19 protein-coding genes and 1 pseudogene are annotated in these 20,223 nt (G+C 43.3%); all 20 read right to left on the bottom strand.

The window, feature by feature from the left end:
• Positions 1–14: 14 nt before the first annotated feature.
• Positions 15–407 (bottom strand): 30S ribosomal protein S11, encoded by a 393-nt coding sequence (gene rpsK / locus WBS51_RS03630; RefSeq protein ID WP_022269707.1) that lies wholly within the window; start codon positions 405–407, stop codon positions 15–17.
• A gap of 85 nt (positions 408–492) precedes the next feature.
• Positions 493–864 (bottom strand): 30S ribosomal protein S13, encoded by a 372-nt coding sequence (rpsM, locus tag WBS51_RS03635; protein ID WP_173748714.1) that lies wholly within the window; start codon positions 862–864, stop codon positions 493–495.
• 338 nt (positions 865–1,202) lie between these two features.
• The gene (rpmJ, locus tag WBS51_RS03640; protein ID WP_003022746.1) at positions 1,203–1,316 is read right to left on the bottom strand and encodes a 50S ribosomal protein L36; all 114 of its coding nucleotides are present in this window, start codon (positions 1,314–1,316) and stop codon (positions 1,203–1,205) included.
• A 133-nt stretch (positions 1,317–1,449) separates the two neighbouring features.
• Positions 1,450–4,116, bottom strand: coding sequence for a translation factor GTPase family protein (locus WBS51_RS03645; RefSeq protein ID WP_294463010.1), 2,667 nt, complete (start codon positions 4,114–4,116; stop codon positions 1,450–1,452).
• A gap of 59 nt (positions 4,117–4,175) precedes the next feature.
• Positions 4,176–4,856: an HD domain-containing protein gene (locus WBS51_RS03650; RefSeq protein WP_173748716.1), complete on the bottom strand. Its 681-nt coding sequence runs from the start codon at positions 4,854–4,856 to the stop codon at positions 4,176–4,178.
• 85 nt (positions 4,857–4,941) lie between these two features.
• Positions 4,942–6,297: an MATE family efflux transporter gene (locus tag WBS51_RS03655; RefSeq protein ID WP_294463008.1), complete on the bottom strand. Its 1,356-nt coding sequence runs from the start codon at positions 6,295–6,297 to the stop codon at positions 4,942–4,944.
• 165 nt (positions 6,298–6,462) lie between these two features.
• Positions 6,463–7,698, bottom strand: coding sequence for an ABC transporter permease (locus tag WBS51_RS03660; protein ID WP_173748718.1), 1,236 nt, complete (start codon positions 7,696–7,698; stop codon positions 6,463–6,465).
• Positions 7,685–8,572 carry an ABC transporter ATP-binding protein gene (locus tag WBS51_RS03665; protein ID WP_173748719.1) on the bottom strand — a complete coding sequence of 296 codons (888 nt, stop codon included), beginning with the start codon at positions 8,570–8,572 and terminating at the stop codon, positions 7,685–7,687. The genes WBS51_RS03660 and WBS51_RS03665 overlap by 14 nt, the downstream gene beginning before the upstream one ends.
• Positions 8,553–9,317, bottom strand: a complete 765-nt coding sequence (locus WBS51_RS03670; protein ID WP_173748720.1) for a hypothetical protein — start codon at positions 9,315–9,317, stop codon at positions 8,553–8,555. The genes WBS51_RS03665 and WBS51_RS03670 overlap by 20 nt, the downstream gene beginning before the upstream one ends.
• On the bottom strand, positions 9,314–9,844 hold the full coding sequence (locus WBS51_RS03675) for an RNA polymerase sigma factor (RefSeq protein WP_173748721.1): 531 nt from the start codon (positions 9,842–9,844) through the stop codon (positions 9,314–9,316). The genes WBS51_RS03670 and WBS51_RS03675 overlap by 4 nt, the downstream gene beginning before the upstream one ends.
• Positions 9,845–10,015: 171 nt before the next feature.
• Positions 10,016–12,598 carry an FAD-dependent oxidoreductase gene (locus WBS51_RS03680; protein ID WP_291683694.1) on the bottom strand — a complete coding sequence of 861 codons (2,583 nt, stop codon included), beginning with the start codon at positions 12,596–12,598 and terminating at the stop codon, positions 10,016–10,018.
• Position 12,599: 1 nt separating this feature from the next.
• Positions 12,600–12,998, bottom strand: coding sequence for a DUF134 domain-containing protein (locus WBS51_RS03685; RefSeq protein ID WP_173748723.1), 399 nt, complete (start codon positions 12,996–12,998; stop codon positions 12,600–12,602).
• Positions 12,999–13,091: 93 nt separating this feature from the next.
• Positions 13,092–13,985, bottom strand: coding sequence for a KilA-N domain-containing protein (locus WBS51_RS03690; RefSeq protein WP_173748724.1), 894 nt, complete (start codon positions 13,983–13,985; stop codon positions 13,092–13,094).
• A 271-nt stretch (positions 13,986–14,256) separates the two neighbouring features.
• Positions 14,257–14,829, bottom strand: coding sequence for a type IV toxin-antitoxin system AbiEi family antitoxin domain-containing protein (locus WBS51_RS03695; protein WP_173748725.1), 573 nt, complete (start codon positions 14,827–14,829; stop codon positions 14,257–14,259).
• A gap of 68 nt (positions 14,830–14,897) precedes the next feature.
• On the bottom strand, positions 14,898–16,640 hold the full coding sequence (locus WBS51_RS03700; RefSeq protein ID WP_294463002.1) for a S8 family peptidase: 1,743 nt from the start codon (positions 16,638–16,640) through the stop codon (positions 14,898–14,900).
• Between the two features lie 214 nt (positions 16,641–16,854).
• Positions 16,855–17,577, bottom strand: coding sequence for a hypothetical protein (locus tag WBS51_RS03705; RefSeq protein WP_173748727.1), 723 nt, complete (start codon positions 17,575–17,577; stop codon positions 16,855–16,857).
• A gap of 83 nt (positions 17,578–17,660) precedes the next feature.
• The gene (locus WBS51_RS03710) at positions 17,661–18,818 is read right to left on the bottom strand and encodes an IS630 family transposase (protein ID WP_342694042.1); all 1,158 of its coding nucleotides are present in this window, start codon (positions 18,816–18,818) and stop codon (positions 17,661–17,663) included.
• A 76-nt stretch (positions 18,819–18,894) separates the two neighbouring features.
• On the bottom strand, positions 18,895–19,281 hold the full coding sequence (locus tag WBS51_RS03715) for an ATP-binding protein (protein ID WP_319017085.1): 387 nt from the start codon (positions 19,279–19,281) through the stop codon (positions 18,895–18,897).
• Positions 19,282–19,416: 135 nt separating this feature from the next.
• A pseudogene (locus WBS51_RS03720) lies at positions 19,417–19,860 on the bottom strand (magnesium chelatase domain-containing protein); the annotation flags it as partial.
• Positions 19,861–19,925: 65 nt separating this feature from the next.
• Positions 19,926–20,204 carry a helix-turn-helix domain-containing protein gene (locus WBS51_RS03725; protein WP_342694043.1) on the bottom strand — a complete coding sequence of 93 codons (279 nt, stop codon included), beginning with the start codon at positions 20,202–20,204 and terminating at the stop codon, positions 19,926–19,928.
• Positions 20,205–20,223 lie beyond the last annotated feature (19 nt).

Consider the following 20,223-nt stretch of genomic DNA (forward strand, 5'->3'; position numbering starts at 1 on the left):
CACTGACCTCCTAATTAGACTCTTCTGCGTTTTGGTGGACGACAACCGTTGTGTGGAACCGGAGTTACATCTTTGATGCTTGTAACTTCAATACCGCAAGCTGCCAATGCACGGATTGCTGCTTCTCTTCCTGAACCAGGTCCTTTTACAAAAACGTCAACAGTCTTCAGACCATGGATAATTGCTGCTTTAGCAGCTGTTTCTGCAGCCATCTGAGCTGCATATGGAGTAGATTTCCTTGAACCTTTAAATCCCAGACCACCGGCACTTGCCCATGATAAAGCATTTCCTTCAGCATCTGTCAATGTAACGATTGTGTTATTGAAAGAAGACTGGATATGTGCCTGTCCGCGTTCAACGTTTTTCTTAACACGCTTTTTTGTCACTTTTTTTGTAACTTTAGCCATTTTTAAACTAACCTACTTTCTCTAATATTTAAACTCAACTGTAATTTTCATAATTCAGGCCGCCGCCTGTATCGCAACAAAAAAATTATTTCTTCTTGTTAGCAACAGTTCTCTTAGGACCTTTTCTTGTTCTTGCGTTTGTTTTTGTTTTCTGTCCACGAACAGGAAGTCCTTTACGATGACGGATTCCTCTGTAGCATCCGATTTCCTGAAGTCTCTTGATATTCAGAGCGATTTCTCTTCTTAAATCACCTTCTACAGGAATCTGTAACTCTTCGATTGCGTCACGGATTTTTCCTACTTCTTCGTCAGTAACATCTCTGACACGAGTGTCAGGATTTACGCCTGCCTTCTCTAAGATACGGTTTGAACTTACTCTACCGATTCCGTAGATGTATGTTAAGCCGATTTCGATACGTTTTTCTCTTGGTAAGTCTACACCAGCTATACGAGCCATGTATTTGTTCCTCCATTTTCTGTTAATATTGTTCCTAATTGAGACACAAAAAACTGACGGGGTCTTCTGCGTCCAGCCGCAAAATAATTTTACGCAGCCTTTCCGGTATTTGGCGGATACCGGTATTAAGCAATATTCCGGGTCATCGAAACCGCGCACCGCGCGCTCCGACAACAGGAACCATCCTCGGTAAACAGTTCCCTCAGGGTCTAAATCTGCCCTGGATTCTAATATCACTATATTTAATCAGTACGAACAACGCGTCCTTGCGTTTCATACTGCAGCCGCACTAAAATTCACACAAATCAATGTCATAACTCTGCTATAAATTTCAGATATTAGCCCTGACGCTGTTTGTGTTTTGGGTTTTCACAGATAATTCTGATACTTCCCTTTCTTTTGATAACCTTGCACTTTTCACAAATTGGTTTTACAGATGATCTAACTTTCACTGTTCTTCCTCCTTTCTGAGCATAAAAGTACGCTTTATATAATATCACCTCTCTGGAAAGAATGCAAGAGCTTTTTTTACAAAATTTGTAATCTCCTGCACTCTTTTTTCTCACTGCCTGATTTCTTGGTCTTCTAAACCTCTTTTTCTTCTATTTCCTTTCTGCCCAGCCGGACATCCTCCATAAATTCCGCCAAATCTTCCGGCAGATGTTCAAACAGATACGTTCCGCTTTTTTTCTGTTTTTCTATATAATACTCCCGGATTTCCTGCTTCATCATCCGGATTTCTTCCTGCAGGTTTCTGGCAGACATTCTGGCCGCTCCCTGTCCCAGGATAATCACCTGTTCCAGGGCATCAGACGTAGCCACAGTCACATGATGTTTTTTTCCGATTTCGTGTACCGTCTTTTCAATATACTGGTCTGCGGTTTCTGCTTCCTTTGTGTAAACCACATGGATATTGTGATATTTCTCCACAGCCCCCTGGCCGCCTTCCACCCGGTAAGCGTCAAAAACCAGAATCAATGTACATTTTTTATATCCCTGGTAATTGCAGAGAATATCCATCAGCTTATTCCTGGCGCCTTCCATACTGGTTTTTGCAAGTTCATTTAAATCTTCCCATGCAAAAATAATGTTGTAGCCGTCCACCAACAGATACTCTTTTTCTTTCTCTTTCTTCCTTCCTCCGCTTTTTCCGGAAGAAGAATCAAAAGAAACACTGCGCACAGTTTTCTGAAATGCATTTCTCTCCCGCTTTACGGGTCCATAAGTCCTGGCAAAAATTTCTTCCAATTCTTTTTCATCCAGGCGAATCTGAGAAAAACTGCGTGGCACAGCTCTGGCTGTTTCTATCTGAATGTCTTCTTTCTTTTTAGCGGATTCCACATGGGCATATTCGTCTACTTCATCCCAGCTGACCGTAAAACCGGCACCATGAGAACAGAATACAGAGCCCGTAGGATTTTCCACATCCGCTTCGGAATTATAGCCAATCGTTTCCAGCACCTCATCCTGGTTGTGGCAGGGTTCATATCCTTTCAAAGTACAGAACAGCCTTCCCCTGCCGCCTGTATAGGAAGTCACCTCTCTTTGATAGCCGCTCATGGTCACTGCGGGAGCCATTCCCGTAAGCACAGCCATCTCTTCCTCCAATTCCGGTCCGGCAAAAGTTCCGCTCATCTTCTGAATATCCGTCATGGCTCTTCCCACCAGTTCCTGAGGCACTTCCAGACGGTATTCGTACACAGGTTCCAGAAGGATACTCTTTGCCTTCTTTAACCCCTGCCGCACAGCCCGGTAAGTGGCCTGTCTAAAATCTCCACCTTCCGTATGTTTGATGTGTGCTCTCCCCGCGGTCAGCGTAATCTTCATATCTGTAATGTCCGCTCCTGTAAGAACGCCCTTGTGATTTTTCTCAGCCAGGTGGGTAAGCACCAGTCTCTGCCAGTTTTTATCCAGCACATCCTCGCTGCAGGAGGAGGCAAACTGCAGTCCCTTTCCTCTCTCCAGAGGTTCCAGAAGAAGATGTACCTCCGCATAGTGGCGCAGAGGTTCAAAGTGGCCGATTCCCTCCACAGACTCTGTAATGGTTTCCTTATATACAATACTTCCGGAGCCAAATTCCACCGAAACACCGAATCGTTCCTGTATTAAATTCTTTAGAATTTCAATCTGCACCTCTCCCATGACCTGCGCATGGATTTCTCCCAGACTTTCCTTCCATACAATATGAAGCTGCGGTTCTTCCTCTTCCAACTGTCGAAGCTGGAGAAGCATTCTATGTACATCACAGCCCTTCGGCAGCCGGATTTCATAAGTAAGCACCGGAGCCAGCAGCGGACTTATGGATTCTTTTTCCATCCCCAGTCCTTCTCCTGCAAAGGTTTTGGTAAGTCCTGTCACTGCACAGATGGTTCCTGACGGCGCCTCGCTCACTGTGCGAAATCCTGCCCCTGCATAGATTCTTATCTGGTCTGCTTTTTCTTCCCATTCTTTCCCCTGCAGCACCTGCTTCACTTTCAGGCTGCCGCCTGTAACCTTCATGTGAGTCAGACGGTTTCCCTTATCATCTCTGGATATCTTGAAAATTCTGGCGCCGAACTCTTCTCCATACTCCGGCTCTTTTATATAGGTTTCCAGTCCCTCCAGCAGTTCTTTCACCCCAAAGGATTTCAGCGCAGAACCAAAGTAACACGGAAATATTTTTCGTTGGGCAATGAGGTTTTGTATCTCAGAAACAGAAATCTCCCCTTCCTCTAAATACGTTTCCAGCAAATGTTCATCACACATGGCAACTTCTTCTAAAATATCCTCTTTTTTTCTGTCCTGTCCAAAATCAATACATCTTTCATCCAGCTTTCTCTGCAGTTCCAGAAGCAGCACTCTTCGGTCCGTGCCTTCCTGGTCCATTTTATTAATGAAAAGAAACACGGGAATCCTATACTGTTTCAGCAGCCGCCAAAGGGTCTGCACATGCCCCTGGACACCGTCTGCGCCGCTGATAAGCAGCACTGCGTAATCGAGCACCTGCAAGGTTCTCTCCATTTCTGCTGAAAAATCCACATGCCCCGGCGTATCCAGAAGGGTGAAGGACTTTTCTCCCAACCGAAAGCCCGCCTGTTTGGAAAAGATGGTAATGCCTCTTGCCCGTTCCATGGAATCTGTGTCCAGAAAGGTGTCCTGGTGATCCACCCTTCCCATTTTCCGAATACTGCCTGTATGATAAAGAATGCTCTCGGCCAGTGTAGTCTTTCCTGCATCTACATGGGCCAGAAGAGCCATACTGATATTCTCCATTGAAAATACCCCTTTCTGTTCTATGGTATTTTTCTTATCATAGCACAAAAAGGGGTATTTCAGCAAACCTTATTCCCATTTGCCACCAGCTTAAACCTGCAGCCCAGCACCTCAGAAGCCCGCTTGCACATCATGGTTCTTTTTAGGAAAATCTCAAAATAATCCATGACCGTACACATTTCATCATCCAGTTCCAGACTCATTTCGATGACTTTTTTCTCCTTTTTCACCTCTAAAGAAGAAGACAGCACCGCATAATTCACCCGGTCATGAATGTCAAAATTGGCAGCTGTGGGATTCTGCACCCGGTTTCTTCTTACATCCGTCTTATCTGCCAGAATCAGGGCTGCAGACACCACATCCACCGCTGTTCCCGTTTCCTCGTCATGGTTGCCGATAGCCGTCATCACTGTAACCGCCTCCTCAAGGGGCATTTTCCGCTCTTTTAAAATCTGATAAGCCAGAAGCGCTCCACTTTGTGCATGGTCATGGCGATGAATACCGTTGCCGATATCATGCATATACCCGGCAATTTTACTCAGCCTGATTTCCCGGTCTCCATATCCCAGCTCCTTTAAAATTCTTCCCGCTGTTTCCGCTACCTTTGCCGCATGCTTTCTGGAATGTTCAGTAAATCCCAACTCCTTTAACACCTGATTGCCATGTGCCAAAAGCATGTTAACCTCTTCATCTTTCTTCATATCCATATACGTAATCTGCTTGTATTTTTCTTCTGCCATTGTTTTCTCCTGTTCTGTCTTTCTCATCAAAAAAGAGTATAAATTCCATACATCTGGAAATCATACTCTTTTTTTATGTGATTTGTTATCCTTTTTCCGTAAAAAGTGTGTGAAATAGATACTTTTTCTTCATTCGGTAATACACAAAGCCCACCAGATCAGCCAGGGCCCATCCAATGGGCACCGACCACCAGATTCCCAGAACCCCGATGCTCTCCACCGAAGATAAAAGATACGCCAGGACCACGCGGGTTCCCAGAGAAATCACCGTCAGTACCACGGACATTCCCGGCAGCTTCACAGCCCGGTAAAAGCCATACAACAGAAACAGACAGCCAATGCCGCAGTAAAACGCCCCTTCGATGCGTAAATACTCCACGCCTGCCGCCAGAATTTCCGACTCCTGCGGCTGGACAAAAATCAACAGCAGCGGTCTGGCAAAGAAAAATACACCGCAGGAAATCAGCACACAAAAGACAAAAGCCATTCCTACTACTTTTCGGATACCTTCCCGGATTCGCTCCTCCTTCTTTGCCCCGAAATTCTGTGCCACAAAGGTAGAAAAAGCATTGCCGAAATCCTGTACCGGCATGTATGCAAAGGAATCAATCTTTACGGCCGCTGCAAAGGCCGCCATAATTACCGTTCCAAAGCTGTTTACCAATCCCTGCACCATTAAAATTCCCAAGTTCATCACAGACTGCTGCACTGAAGTCAAAAAGGAAAACTGTGCCAGTTCCTTCAGCACCTGCCGTCTGGGACACAGATACTTCCGCTGAATCCGAAAGTGTGTCTGGGTTTTCCAGGTATACAAGGCAATCCCCACCCCGGAAACGTATTGGGACATAACTGTTGCCGCGGCTGCCCCTTTCACACCCCAGGAAAATCCAAGAACAAACCACAAATCCAGTACAATGTTCAATACCGCACAGGCTGCCAGAAATACCAGAGGTACCACAGAGTTCCCCACAGCCCGCAGCAGGGCGGCATAGAAATTGTAAAGAAACACTGCCGGAATTCCCCAGAATATAACCCAGAGGTATCCCCGCATCATGCCGTAAATTTCTTCCGGTACCTGCAGAAGGCCTAAAATAGGGTCAATCAGCAGAAAAACCAGAAAATTCAGCGCCGCCGTTACTGTAAAAATCAGAAGAAAAGCCGCCGTTATGCTCTCCTGCAGCTTTTCCATCTCCCCTTCTCCGAACCGTATGGAAAACACCGCGCCGCTTCCCATACAAAGTCCCAGAAAAACAGAAGTTAAAAATGTCATAAGTGTATAAGAAGACCCCACCGCAGCCAGCGCGCCGGAGCCTAAAAACCTGCCCACAATCAAGGTATCCGCAATATTGTAAAGCTGCTGCAGCAAATTTCCCACTATCATAGGAAGAGAAAACAACAGCAGTGTCTTACCTACAGGGCCTTGTGTAAGATTTTTCTGCATGTGAAAATGCCCCCTCGTTTTATTCTATTTGTTGATTATAGCGAAAATCCTGCAAAAAGACAACGGTTCTCTGCACTTAATATAACGCATTCTCCATGCAAAAGCATTTAAAAAACTTAAAATTTTCAAAGTTCTGCTTTTTGGTGTGGTGCTGCTTATCAGCCTCTATTCCCGGACTTCTTTTCTTCGATAAATCCTGTATACCACAGGCAGAAGTCCTGCACACAGCACACTGTAAAGTACCAGCAGCACAGGCAGGGCTCCTATTATTTTCCCGCCCAGAGAATACAGACTAAAATGGGAAATCACCAGTTCCACCTGCAGCAGCTGATCTGGCAGAAGTCCCAGAATTTTATCTACAAAAGGAATCTGGGTTTCTGCCAGAAAAGAGGGCGCCAATATCAGCGCAAAGGGAACGATGACGGCTGCCGTGCCTGAATGACTCCATGACGAAATCAGCATGGTTAAAAGTGTGAAAAACAGACAGCCAATATATCCCCCAAGCAATATGTAAGCGTATTCCTGCCCTATAGTCATAGCATAAAAACTTTTCCATTTTCCAAACTGGGTCTGTATTACACATTGACTTCCCTGCAGTCCCAGACACCCCAATACAACCGCGCTGTAAAGAAGCATGATTCCCCAATAAACAAGTGTGGCAGTAAGCACTCCTGCCTTAATTTTCGCCAAAACCGCTTTTTTCCTCCCATGGTAAGAGGCAAAATAAACAGAAGCTGCACGATATCTCTTTTCGCAGGAAAAGATACCGGATACCAGGAAACCTACCGTAAGAACCACCAGCATACAAATCGTTGGAGACCAGGTAAACCATGCATCAAATCCATCCGAACTTTCGTAATACCACGGTGTCTCCAAACTCTTGTATTGGTTTACAAGAAACTCTTTTTCCGTTTTCGTAAACTGGTCTGCCCCTCCTCCTTCTTCTGCAAGCCAGGCTTTCAGATTTTCTGTCCTTTTCTTATAAAATTGCCCTGCCTCTTCTTCCGTCAACGTGTCTGCCCGGAAATAATCATATTCCTGAAATCCTGTAAATGCTTTATTTAACAACTCACGAATATCTGAAAATCCCTGTTTCCGACTAAAAGCCTGATCGTTCTCTTTTGTATTTTCGGACTTTGCCTGTGGGCTCTGGTTCACTTTATTATTTTCACGGATAACTTGTTGAAGCCGTTCTGTTGTCAGTGTTCCCTTCCACTTTTCCTTCTCTTTTTCCAGATGACGCGCTGCGGCAATTCCCTTTGTTCCTTCCCCTTCCGGATTTACATAAGACACTTCTCCCATTGCAAAATATATGATAAGGCACAATGCAAATCCCAGAAAAACAAGCGCTGCCTTACTGCTGCTTTTGGAAAAGATTTTCTTCATTTCATAAAATACCATGATTGTCACCCGCCTCTTCGCCAAAATAATATAAGAACGCATCTTCCAGGGACGGAACTGCCTCTTTTGCATACTCTGCCGGCTTTTCGCCTGCAATTACCCGCACCTGTACTCCCTGTGTATCTGCTTTCATATTGGAAATTTTATATTGTCGCGCCAGCAAAGGAACCGCTCTCTTCTCTACCAAACATTCCCAGACCTTCTGCTTCATAGATTCTGTTATCTGTTTTGGTGTTCCCTGGCGAACAATTTCTCCCTCATTCATCAGCCAGATGTCATTGGCTATATACTCCACATCAGACACAATATGGGTGGAGAGAAGCACCAGTCTGTCTTCTGAAAATTCACTGATGAGGTTGCGAAAACGGATACGTTCATTGGGGTCCAGACCTGCTGTGGGCTCGTCCAGAATCAGGATTTTAGGGTGGTTCATCATAGCCTGGGCAATTCCTGCCCTTCGCTTCATGCCGCCGGAAAGTTTTTTCATTTTTCTGCCTGCATATTTTTCAAGCCCCACGGCAGCAAGCAATTCCTTTGTCCGTTTCTTTGCCACAGCCGGGGGAAGCCCTTTGATTGACGCAATGTACAGCAGATAATCCCGCACGGTGAATTCCGGGTAAAAGCCAAAATCCTGGGGCAGATATCCCAAAAGTTTCCTGTATTCTCCTTCCATTTTAAAGATATCTCTTCCGTCACACAAAATGTTTCCTTCCGTAGGGGTGAGCAGGGTACACAACATACGCATAAATGTGGTTTTCCCCGCACCATTTTTCCCCAACAGCCCATAAACGCCTCTTGTCATAGACAAATTCAGCTGTTTTACCGCAGTAAAATCCCCAAATTTTTTTGTCAAATTATTCATTTCCAATTCCATTCCAGTTTTCCTCCCAAATCTTCCGGCTTCCCGCCAGCAAATGTTTTACAAGCAAGCAAAGAGCAATCACTGCCATGCCAAACAGCCCACACCAGATTGGCATGGTAATGGCCTGATAAAGTCTCTCGTTTATCACTATGCTCCACCATAAAATACTCCACGCAATACAGCCGCCTATGGCTGCAAGTTCATTCCACCCATGTCTGCCGGATAAAATTCCAAAGCAAATACACGCTGCCACCACCATGGGAAATAAAAATTGTGTCAGCAGTTCTGCCATGGCTATCTGCAGACTAAAGGACGACACCAGACAAAAAACAGTGAGTAAAAACACGTCTGTCATCCCAAACAGCAGCAATCTTGCCGCATAAATCTGGCGAAGGGAATAATAAGCGGCCGCCTCAATTTCCATGGAATTACAGTTTCTATTCTTCCACAACTCAGGAATCAGCAAAATCACAAACAAAGCCCCCGCCACTCCCATACTTCGCTGTACGTAGAACGGCTCTCTTGTACAGGAAAGAAAACTCCACAGACTTATCAGAAGCAGGGCCTGTAACATCCACCATCGTTTTCGGATATATCCAAGCTGGGTATATAGAAATTCTGTTCCCGATAAAATCCGCTTCTGTTCTTCTGCATAAAAAACCTTTTTGCTCTGCTCTATGGTTCTTTTCCTACAGATTTCCCGGGCTTGTATGCTCCTGCTTTCTTTATAAAGGCGCAGTTCTTCTTCCAGTTTCATGTTAAATTCCCTCCTTCCAGCAATAGTGCCAACTGCTCTTTTGCCCTTTTTATCCTGTATTTTGCAAGAGGCAGACCAATTTGCAGCACCTTTGCAATCTCCCTCAGTTTTAACTCCTGAAAATAATACAAAATCAACACCTCCCGCAATTCTTCCGGCAATTTTCTAAGAGCCTGCTCCATATCCAGTCTCTCTGCCACTTTCTCCAACTTTCCGTTCTCTTCTTTTTCCTGTTCAAATACCTGCTGTTCCATGGGAATTTCCCGACTCTTTCGGTAAAAATCCCGGCACAGATTCCCTGCAATGGTGTAGAGATAATTTTTTGTTTTCCCCTGGTATTCATAAGCTGCAAGCCCTGCAAAAAATCGTACAAAAACTTCCTGTGTGAAATCTTCCCCATACTGTGCATCCTGACAATGATATGTACAGTATTTTAAAATTTCGTCATAGTATTTGCGCACAAAATGTTCCATGGCCTCTTCCCTGCCCTGCTTCATTCTCCGTATCAGTATAAAATCAGAATCCACAGTTTCCTCCTTCCTCCCTTTCAAAGTCAAACGCCTGTCCTTCTATTATATATAACGCAGCAAACAGAAAAAAGGATAGTCTGCATGAAAAAAAAGAGCTATCACACACCTATTGGTATGTCACAACTCTTTTTTTCTGCGAACAAAGCTTCCTCAATCCTGCATATTTCTTTAGCAGGTCGCTCCGCCCACTAAATGTTTCTCACCCTTAATATTTTCTTCTTTTCTGCTCAGTAAATCATCTGCCATGAGCTGTTCCTGTACATTTTCAAATCCCAGTCTTGCCACGGTATCTGCAAAACGCTCTCCTGTAATTCCTTGCTCTCTGAACAGCAGAATTGCTTTTTCCACAATGGAAAGTACCTCTTCTTTCTCCGTAAACACCTTATCCAGATAACGTCCCTGTGCCACCTTTTTGCCCCAGCGTCCGCCAATGTAGATACGGTATCCATTGGTATAGTTTTCAAAGGCCTTAAACGGACATTTGCCAATGCAGCGACCGCAATGGTTGCACTCATTGTCCGGAATCACAATCTTTCCTTCCACAACCTTTGCCGCCTTAATCGGACAATTTTTTTCAATGCGGCAGACTTTACAGCCACGGCATTTTTCCATATCCACCATAGGAACTCTCTGTCCGATAATACCCAGGTCATTTAAATCCGGTTTCACACAGTTATTCGGACATCCGCCCACTGCAATTTTAAACTTGTGCGGAAGCTTCACTGCGGAATATCCGTGGTAAAATCTTTCATGAATCTCTTCAGACAGCCCAAATGTATCAATGAGTCCATACTGACAGGTGGTTCCCTTACAGGATACTACCGGACGAACCTTGGAGCCAGTGCCCCCTGTTTCCAAACCCGCCTGCATAAGATATTCACGAAGAGGTTCAATATTAGCAAAAGATACCCCCTGAATTTCCATGGTCATACGAGAGGTCATAGTCACCTCACCGCTTCCGAAAAGTTCAGCCGCTTCTGCAATCGTCCGTGCTTCCTCGGCTGTAATCTTTCCGTTTCTGGTAATCACACGGCCGTTAAACTTATCCAGGGTATTTTTGTCTTTTAAAAATCCAAGAGCTTTTACCCGTTTCTCTTCTTCCAGTGATACGGCCCCTTCTGGATTTTCTACTTTTACATCGTTAAAGAACGTTGCCCCTTCCAGAACCACAGTATTTTTATATCCATAGAAACGCATACGGTTCTGCAGGAAATAGGCACGTTTTCCTTTCGCACATACCAAAAGCAGTTTTTCTTCTTTATCCAGCCCTTCGATTTCTCCCTGCACCGCAGAAAGGTCTACATAACGGGCTCCATGAATGGACGGCGCCAGACCTGCATCAATAACCTTATAGCCTTTTGCCTTGCCTGCCGCATATTCCGCCGGAGTCATGCTCACCAGTGCTCCGTTTATCTTGTTGAGCAGCACATGTACCGCCTGTACAAAAGGATGAATGGCAGTGGAAAATGGCGGTGCATAAGCAAAGTCTGCATTTTCAAAATCTTCCAGAACAGCACCCATATTCAGCCCCATAACGGCAATATCCACCATCTTGTCTACTGCACCGGTTCCCAGAACCTGTACCCCCAGCAGTTTATGTGTCTCTTTTTCTGCAATCAGTTTGGTAATAAAGAAGCCTGCTCCCGGATAATAGTGTGCCTTGTCATCTGTAGGTACCAGAACCGTTACAACCTCATATCCTGCTGCCTCTGCCTGCTGCTGTGTAAGACCTGTGCGTCCCACATGCAGACCCGGAAGTTTTACGACACCGGTTCCCAATACACCAGGATAAGTTTTCCTTGTTCCGGTCAGTATCTGCGCCAGGGTTCGGCCTTCCATATTTGCGGAAGAGCCCATTGGCGACCACTGCGGCTTTCCGGTAATGCGGTTTGTCACCATGACACAGTCTCCTGCTGCATAAACATCTTCCAGACTGGTTTTCATCGTATTATCAACCAGAATCGTTCCCTTAGACATTTCCAGACCGCTGCTCTGCAGAAATTCTGTATTGGGACGAATACCGGCTGCTGTAATCAGAAGTTCACAGCCCAAAAATCCAGCAGAAGTTTTCAGTCCGGTCACTTTTCCGCTTCCAACCACCTCTTCTGCTTTTGTACCTGTAAGAACACGGATACCCTCTTTCAACAGATGTTTTTTCACATAAGCAGCCATTTCCTCATCCAAAATATTGGGAAGAAGCTGGGAAGCAAAATCCAGGACCGTAACCTGCACGCCTTTGTTCTTCAGATTTTCTGCTGCTTCCAGCCCTATAAATCCAGCTCCGATAACAACGGCCTTCTTCACCTGGTTTTCTTCCATATAAGAACGAATAGCCGCTGCATCATCCGGGGTACGCATTTTAAATACACCCTGCTGTGCCATACCTGGAATGAGCAGTTCTGCCGGAGATGCTCCTACAGCCAGAACCAGCTTGTCATAAGTACAGACTTCTTCTTCTCCTGTAAACAAATCCTTTACTGTCACCTGCTTTTTATCCGCGTCCAGAGATATAGCCTCTTTTCCGGTTCTTACCTCCACTCCCGTCAGCTCTGCATATTTTTCAGGAGTGTTTATAATCAATGCCTCACGATTTTCAACCAGACCGCCTACATAATAAGGAAGCCCACACCCAGCGTAAGAAATGTTTCTTTCTCTGGTGATTACTGTGATTTCCGTACTTCTGTCTTCTCGTTTCAGTTTGGCTGCTGTCTTGGTTCCTGCAGCAACGCCTCCTATAATTAGTACTTTCATTCTATTTCTCCTGTTCTTTCTCAACTGGTGCTTTGTTTTGCTGGTTATCCATTTCTTTTGGCTGCTGTCTATGACAGCAGTGCTCCATATCTGCACATTCCGGCCTCACCTTTTCGCATACAGCCACATCTCCTCCGCTTATGGTTAGACTTCGCCCATTCACCATAGCATCTGCTATTTTCTGTCGGGCGTTGTCATAAATCCTCGTTACCGTTGGTCTGGAAATGTCCATTTTCACTGCACATTCTTCCTGTGTCATTTTCAGAAAGTCCAGAACACGAATCACTTCATATTCATCGTATGTAAGATTGACACTCCCATTTGCGGTACAGCCCTGCGGTGAAAAACTGGTGACTTTCGGTTTTGAGCAGATACATCTGCGTTTCTGCGGCCGTGCCATATATCCCCTTTCCTCAAATAGATAAAAGATAGTGATTTCTATTTTTTCGCTTTCAGAATACCACCGTTATGAACATATGTCAATATTTTTTTTTCAAATTGGAAAACTATCCCTCAAACACAGCGCCTCCGAGGATGTCAAGTCATTGTCACAAATTTCTATCATTTTTATCTGCTCAGCAGTATTTAATATATTCAATTGATATTCCGCAATTTCTTTCAGTACTTCAAACCGTTCTTCCTTCTTCTTCCCTTCTCGTATCATTTGGGCATTGTGCGTTTCTAAATTAGAAATTACTGTTAGTTCATTAATTGTTGCAAAATCTCTGACATTATTTTTCTTGGCAAGTTCTGGATTCTTTTCTCTCCAAGCTTTTGCTGTAAACCCAAACAAAGCGACATTCACTATGTCTGCTTCTTCCGCATATGCAATCCATTTTGAATCTTTTTTAAAATCTCTCTGAGGCAGGATATAGTTCTTCACTGCATCTGTCTGAATCAAATAATTACTTTTACTAAGAAAACGTTTTGCATTCCATTCTATTTGTCTTGCGTTATTTTCTTCTTCCTTCAAACGTTGGAATTCTTTTATCAGATATAATTTAAAAACCGGGCTAATTGCAGACGCAAATTCAAAAGCTACGTCTTTATGAGCGTAGGTTCCTCCATATTTTCCACGCTTTACATAAAGACCAACGGCATTTGTTTTCTGAATCCATTCAGAAACACTTGGTGTAAATGTTAATAAACCCGCTTGCTTTTTAAAGTGTTCAGATTCGAACACTTTAAATGCTGGATTGTATATTTGTTCCCATACAGATAAATACTCTAACGTTCCACGATTTCTTAACCAATTTCTCACTACATCAGCCGCTCTAGAGGAATTTGATTTTACTTTAGCAATATCTGTAATGCAAATATAATCATCTAATTCTTCTTTTGAAATAGTAATTTTTACGTTTTGAACATCTATGATTCTATTCTTCATTCTTTATCTCCATTTTTTATACACACAGCAAAACAGCCTCCGAAATAACGCCTGCAACCAAACCAACCAGAATTCTACCTAAAACGGTACAAAATACAATTCCCATTATTGGATGTCTCTCCTCCCCTCCTTTCAGTTTACCGTAAATTTTTTGTTCCCATTCACTTTCTTTATCCTAAAATATATCCATGAACTGCAATTTTGATTTTCCTGTGAAGTTTTTACTTCTATCAGTATGCCATTATATATGTACTCCATCGTATATCCCTTTTTACAATCCTCGTTTTATCTGTAGTACTTCTGCATATTTCAATAAACGATCATACAAATATTTATTTTCCTTTATACTATTTACTATCTCTATTTCCGTTTTTCCCCCTAAACGATACAGATCACAAACAGAGCGCTCAATATTATAAATATTATAACTGCCGAATTCCGTCTTTTGTTTTCTTATTCCAAAGTTAAAATTACTGTTTGAAAAATAATGTCTTTGTACCGTAAAATCCATTTTCATCATACTGCGATCTGTTCTTTCTGTTGCAACTGATAAATAATCCGGCTCATGTGCCAGTACACCTTGATAGTAAAGTGCACTGTCCATACAAATAACCGCACGAGGATTGCTCAGACACACTTCAATGCATTTATAATCTAACGGTTTCCTGCATTGTTTCCCCACAAGCCAGTAATGTCCATAACATACTTTTTGTAAATACCCTTCTTCCACTAAAACAGAAATCTGACGATTCGTGAATCCTTCTGCCAGAAGTTCTTTCGTTCCTACATAGCCACTGTATTTGTTATATAAAGTTTCAAGTTTAATGTACGTATTCCTTCTCATATCTTCTCCATTTGCATTTCTTATCACACATATTATTGCATTTTTTATTACACATATCAATAGGGTTTTCAAATTGGAAAACTATCCCTCAAACACAGCGCCCCAAACCCCAGCTGATTATTGGGATACCCCCCGCCCAAAAGAGGCCTGGCTCCTCTTCTTAAATACGCCTTTACCTTCTGCCCATACAAAAACAAGTCCTCGCCTCTTACAATCCCCCACTCCATCATAAGTGCCGCTGCCCCTGTGACAAACGGCGTGGCAAAAGAAGTTCCCGTGCGGCTTTCATATCCGTCCCCTGGGGCAGCTGTGGTAATTCCCACTCCCGGCGCGGCTAAATCCGGCTTAATTTCGTTGGTCACTCTAGTATATCCTCTCCCGGAAAAATCTACGTAAGCCAGATACCGGGAGTCATAGGCGCCTACGGAAATCACTCTCTGAGCCGTAGAGGGAATGGTCTGTGTTGTCTGCGGTGTAGGCTGCAGAAAATGGGTATCTTCATTTAATACACCGCCCCCCGGCATCCACAAATCATACCTGCCATCCACAATCTTCCCTGGAATCAGCCGGATTTTCCACGTTCCGCTGTCAATATATTCGCTGCGAGGCAGCATTTCCACATAGATTTCCTGTGCCAGACTATAAGGCGCCGGTTCTCCGTAATACAGCAAAAGTTCTGTATTTCCCACAGTAAAGCGCTGCGGTCCCAAAATCTCCTGAAATGGCCCCACCCGCTGTCCTCCGGGTAGCAGCAGCTCCATTGTCATTTCATCCACATACTGCTTCCATATCTGCACATTCAGACCAGGCTCATACGCCCCCACATTAAAAGAAATTTCCGTAACTTCTCCCGCCAATACGGTTCCAGAAGTATGAAGCGCCCGGTTTCCCTCGTTCCCCATTCCCACACAGATAACACTTCGTCCCGTAAGCGCTGCATTATCAAGATAAGTTTCCAAAAGAGATTCTCCACTGTGAGAGCCATAATTATTTCCAAAACTCAAATTCAGCGCCAGCGGTATTCCCCGGTCTGCGGCCAGACGAATGGCATAATCAATGCCCTGCAAAAGTTCTGTAGTCCTCGGAAATCCGCCTTCCCTTGGGGCGCCTAACTTTACAACAAGCAATTCACTTTCATAAGCCACACCCCGGTATATCCCGTCAGAGGCTCTTCCATTTCCGGCAGCAATTCCCATGACTCCGGTTCCATGTCCGCTCAAATCCCTGCTTGGCACTATCTTCTCTCTTTCAGCCCGGCTTCCTGCCTGCAGAGCCTCATTGATTTCCTCCTGTGTGTATTCCGTTCCCAGGGAATAGCCTTTCGGCGGTCTGCCTGCTATACTCTGGTCCCAGAGCCTCCATATCCGGGTACTGCCGTCGGGATTCCGAAAATCCGGATGTGTATAATCAATGCCCGAATCTACACACGCTACCAAAATTCCTTTCCCTGTCAGTGCTTCCCCCAAAGGAGAAAAACGACTTTGCACTGCCGTCATACAGGACGCACTTTTCCCCTGATTGACAGCAAAAAAAAGCCTTTTCGGCTTTTCCACATATTCTATGCCGGGAAGTCTGGAAAGACTTTCGATTTTACTCTCTGCAAGAGTAATCACGGCGAAGCCATTTAAAAGTTCTGCCCGTGGCACCTCTTCTCCAATGATTTGCGAAAGATTTCCTGTATATTTAATAATTAAGTCCCATGTCCGCTCCACTTCATTATACCCGATACCCAGTTCCGGTGACTTTTCCAGTTCCTCCGGCGTTGCATCCAAGGCCAGGTTCAAAAGATTCTCCAGCTTTTGATTCTTCATGCTGCACTTCCTGCATTTTCTTTCAGTTTACTCCCAACGGGCTGAAAATATATCTCTTTTGCAGAATAAAATTTTGTCAGTTTTCTCACCTAATCAGGAATTCTATACGGAAGAAAGAAAAACTTAAACACATACCAAATAAAGTTGGTACTGCAGTAATCCCCAGCACCAACTTTATCTACAATTTTTTTATAATATTTACCAATTCCCTACCCTAACAAACAGCTTCTTTTACCATCTTTAAATAAATTCGACAGTTCTGATGATTAAAATCATATTGCAATGCCTTTTTAAATTGCACGGCTGCCTCTTCCTTATTTCCCATTCCAACATTGGCAAGTCCCATCAAGTAATGACAATGTGCCCTATTCTTTTGATTCATGTCATCCTCAAAAATCAAAAAATCAGGCAAGGATACAGCAAAGTAATCATTTTTCATTTTATCATATAAATGTTTCTCACCGTAATCCATAAGTTTATTAAAGCATACGCAGGCAGCATTTGTATTTCCAAGTTTCCGATTCGCAAGTCCTTTATAAAGAATCATATCTGCCGGCTGGTCATAATAACACATAGCTCCTGCCGGTTCATCAACTCCAAGTTCTGCATTTTTGAAACATTCTTCAGACCTTTCTGCCTCTCCAAGTTCTGCTTCTACAACTCCAAGATAATAATAAATATTGTTATCCTTGATTCCTTCCAATCTTCCTTCGCCTAAATCTACGGGGTACAATAAAGCTTTTTCCAACAGTTCTTTTGCCGCTTTAAAATTTTTCTTTACAATCTCTTCCTTCGCCATCTCAGTCAAAGCAATTTTATACTGTCCTGAGATTCGTCCTTCTGCACCTTCCCATGCACGGAATCTATGATTCATAATGGTATCATAAGCTTTCTGATGCATGCCTAAAAGATTATACAAAGTAACATATTCCAACATAACATCGTCACGCTCTGCAAGAATATCCTTATGTGCTTCATAATTTTGTAATCTAGTACAACGAATAATAAATAATTGCTATATTAAACAGAGGCCGCTTCATCTTCACTGATTTCATCCATTTTGTACTTCCAGTGATAAACCACAGGTTCACGGTTCACTTCGTCAAAGTACTTGTAAATCCGTTCTTCCAACTCCTGTTTGGTATTGACACGAATTCCTCGAAGCATCTGCTTGGTCATCTTGCTGAAGAAACTTTCAATCATGTTTAACCATGAGCCATGTTTCGGCGTAAACACAAATTTAAAACGTCCCTTTGGCATGGTGTCCAGAAAGCGTCGTGTTTCTTTGGAAGTATGTGCTGAGTGATTATCCAGGATGATTCTGATGGAATCCTGTGATGGATATTTTTTGTCCAGTATCTTTAAAAACTCAATAAAATCAGAACTCTTGTGAGTATCTCTTACTAACGGAATGGCTTCTCCTGTAAGTAAATCAATGCCAGCCAATAAAGAGAGGGTTCCAAGACGTTTGTATTCTGCATCACGGTATATTTCGCCGTGTCCTGGTGCTGGACGTAAATCTGGTGCAGTGTTGGAGATTGCCTGAATGCCAGGTTTCTCATCATACGATACCGTAATGGTCAGTTTATAATCATCTGGAACAATGAGTGTGCCAGTTTCATCAAACTGCATTTCAATCTGCTTGTAAACCAGCAGAACCTCATGCATTTTTGATTCAAAATCAGGATCCCGTTTTTCACAGTAATACTTGATTTTAAACGGCTTAATATCTTGTTCCTTGAGAAATTTCTGGATATATGGCTTTGTAACTGTTGAAAGCCTTGGATATCCCGCCTCCTCTGCATGCTTTTGAATGTATTTGTGGAGGGCGGTCAAAGTCCAAAGTTCCTGTGCATAGCCGAGTTCTGTTGGTCTCTGACATGCAATGCTAATCATCCATGCCTTAGTATCATCGGTGATTTCTGATGGGCGTCCAGAACGCTGCATATCAAAAATTGCAGCATCCACACCGCCTTTGTGAAACTTCGAAATACAAAGGCGTACCGTTGCGGTACTGATTGTAAGATTATCAGCGATTTCCTGGAATGTCATTCCATCAGCTTTATATAAAAGGATTCTGGCACGGTCTACGACTTGTGCCTGAATCGTTCTCTTTTTGGATAATGATTTAAGGTAATTCTTGTCTTCATCTGACAGGGGAAGATATGTTTTTCTCATAGTGTTCATCCTTTCTTAGATAACACTATTTTACCACACATCATCCATAAAATATATAGCAGTTATTTAATTTACTTTATACTAGTGTTCTTCTTGAGAATTCTGCCAGTTCATCTAAGAATAATACCCCATTATGTGCGAGTGATACTTCTCCTGGCATTGCATTTACACCTCCGCCAATTAAAGAATTCAATGAGGCATTATGATGTGGTGCCCGGAACGGTCGGTTCCTTATTAAACTATGACCTGCCGGCAGTAATCCTGAAATACTATAAATCTTTGTGACCTCCAGACATTCTTCTTCCGTCATTTCTGGAAGAATCGTTGGGATTCTTTGGGCTATCATAGTCTTTCCGCACCCCGGTTCCCCAATCATAAGCATATTATGTCCGCCTGCTGCTGCCAAAAGCGATGCCTCAATAATTTCTTTTTGTCCCTTCACGTCCTTAAAATCAAACATCATATCTTTTCTTTGTGTGTTTTCACAGGATTTTTTAATTCTGTCCTCAAATTTTTCTTTCCCTTCCAAAAAACGAATCACATCCGTTAATTTTGAAAATCCCAAGATTTCAATTCCTTGTACCAATTTTGCCTCTTCCGTATTTACTTCCGGTATAATGACTTTTTTAATCCCTGATTGTTTCGCAGCAAGAATCATCGGAAGAATACCACAGCAAGCTCGTAGACCGCCATCTAGACACAGCTCACCGATGAACGCATACTGATGCAAATCCTTAGCTGCAATATTATTATCTTCCTACAAGACTCCTATTGCCATTGCCAGGTCATAATGAGACCCCCTCTTTTTCACATCTCCTGGCGCCAGACTTATAATTACACGTTTTTTCGGAAATACATATCCGCTTTCATCAATTGCTGACTGTATTCGGTCCGCTGACTCCTTTACTGCTGTATCACCCATCCCGATTATGGAGGTCATAGGCTGGCCATCCAGTATTTTTGTCTCTATGTCTACGTTATGTCCTTCGATTCCTTGTATTGCAAAACTTTTTACCACTGTAGCCATAATCCTCTTCTTCATATCCTTTCTTTTATAATACTATCATCATTGATTATTTCAAACAGCAGCGGGATAATCTCCCACTACTATTTATCCTCCGTTATTCTAATCTCTATATGCTTTTCCAGTGCATTCGCATATTTTTCCAACATAAGCAATGTTGGCACTCTAGAAGCCTTCTCAAATCTAGCTATGTTCGAGGCTCTTACCCCGGTTATATCCGCCATCTCCTGCTGGGTCTTCTTCTGGCGGTATCTCTCTTCTACTAGTATAGAATAAATTAAATCTCTACTATATATTTTGAGGATAATGTATGGTAAAATAGTGTTATCTAAGAAAGGATGAACACTATGAGAAAAACATATCTTCCTCTGTCAGATGAAG

It is taken from the genome of Blautia acetica, assembly GCF_038739805.1.
Lineage (GTDB): Bacteria > Bacillota > Clostridia > Lachnospirales > Lachnospiraceae > Blautia.

Coding starts and splice junctions, on each gene's coding strand:
- rpsK (WP_022269707.1), bottom strand. CDS start 407: ATGGCTAAAGTTACAAAAAAAGTGACAAAAAAGCGTGTTAAGAAAAAC.
- rpsM (WP_173748714.1), bottom strand. CDS start 864: ATGGCTCGTATAGCTGGTGTAGACTTACCAAGAGAAAAACGTATCGAA.
- WBS51_RS03645 (WP_294463010.1), bottom strand. CDS start 4,116: ATGGAGAATATCAGTATGGCTCTTCTGGCCCATGTAGATGCAGGAAAG.
- WBS51_RS03650 (WP_173748716.1), bottom strand. CDS start 4,856: ATGGCAGAAGAAAAATACAAGCAGATTACGTATATGGATATGAAGAAA.
- WBS51_RS03655 (WP_294463008.1), bottom strand. CDS start 6,297: ATGCAGAAAAATCTTACACAAGGCCCTGTAGGTAAGACACTGCTGTTG.
- WBS51_RS03660 (WP_173748718.1), bottom strand. CDS start 7,698: ATGGTATTTTATGAAATGAAGAAAATCTTTTCCAAAAGCAGCAGTAAG.
- WBS51_RS03665 (WP_173748719.1), bottom strand. CDS start 8,572: ATGGAATTGGAAATGAATAATTTGACAAAAAAATTTGGGGATTTTACT.
- WBS51_RS03670 (WP_173748720.1), bottom strand. CDS start 9,317: ATGAAACTGGAAGAAGAACTGCGCCTTTATAAAGAAAGCAGGAGCATA.
- WBS51_RS03680 (WP_291683694.1), bottom strand. CDS start 12,598: ATGAAAGTACTAATTATAGGAGGCGTTGCTGCAGGAACCAAGACAGCA.
- WBS51_RS03685 (WP_173748723.1), bottom strand. CDS start 12,998: ATGGCACGGCCGCAGAAACGCAGATGTATCTGCTCAAAACCGAAAGTC.
- WBS51_RS03690 (WP_173748724.1), bottom strand. CDS start 13,985: ATGAAGAATAGAATCATAGATGTTCAAAACGTAAAAATTACTATTTCA.
- WBS51_RS03695 (WP_173748725.1), bottom strand. CDS start 14,829: ATGAGAAGGAATACGTACATTAAACTTGAAACTTTATATAACAAATAC.
- WBS51_RS03700 (WP_294463002.1), bottom strand. CDS start 16,640: ATGAAGAATCAAAAGCTGGAGAATCTTTTGAACCTGGCCTTGGATGCA.
- WBS51_RS03705 (WP_173748727.1), bottom strand. CDS start 17,577: ATGTTGGAATATGTTACTTTGTATAATCTTTTAGGCATGCATCAGAAA.
- WBS51_RS03710 (WP_342694042.1), bottom strand. CDS start 18,818: ATGAGAAAAACATATCTTCCCCTGTCAGATGAAGACAAGAATTACCTT.
- WBS51_RS03715 (WP_319017085.1), bottom strand. CDS start 19,281: ATGATGTTTGATTTTAAGGACGTGAAGGGACAAAAAGAAATTATTGAG.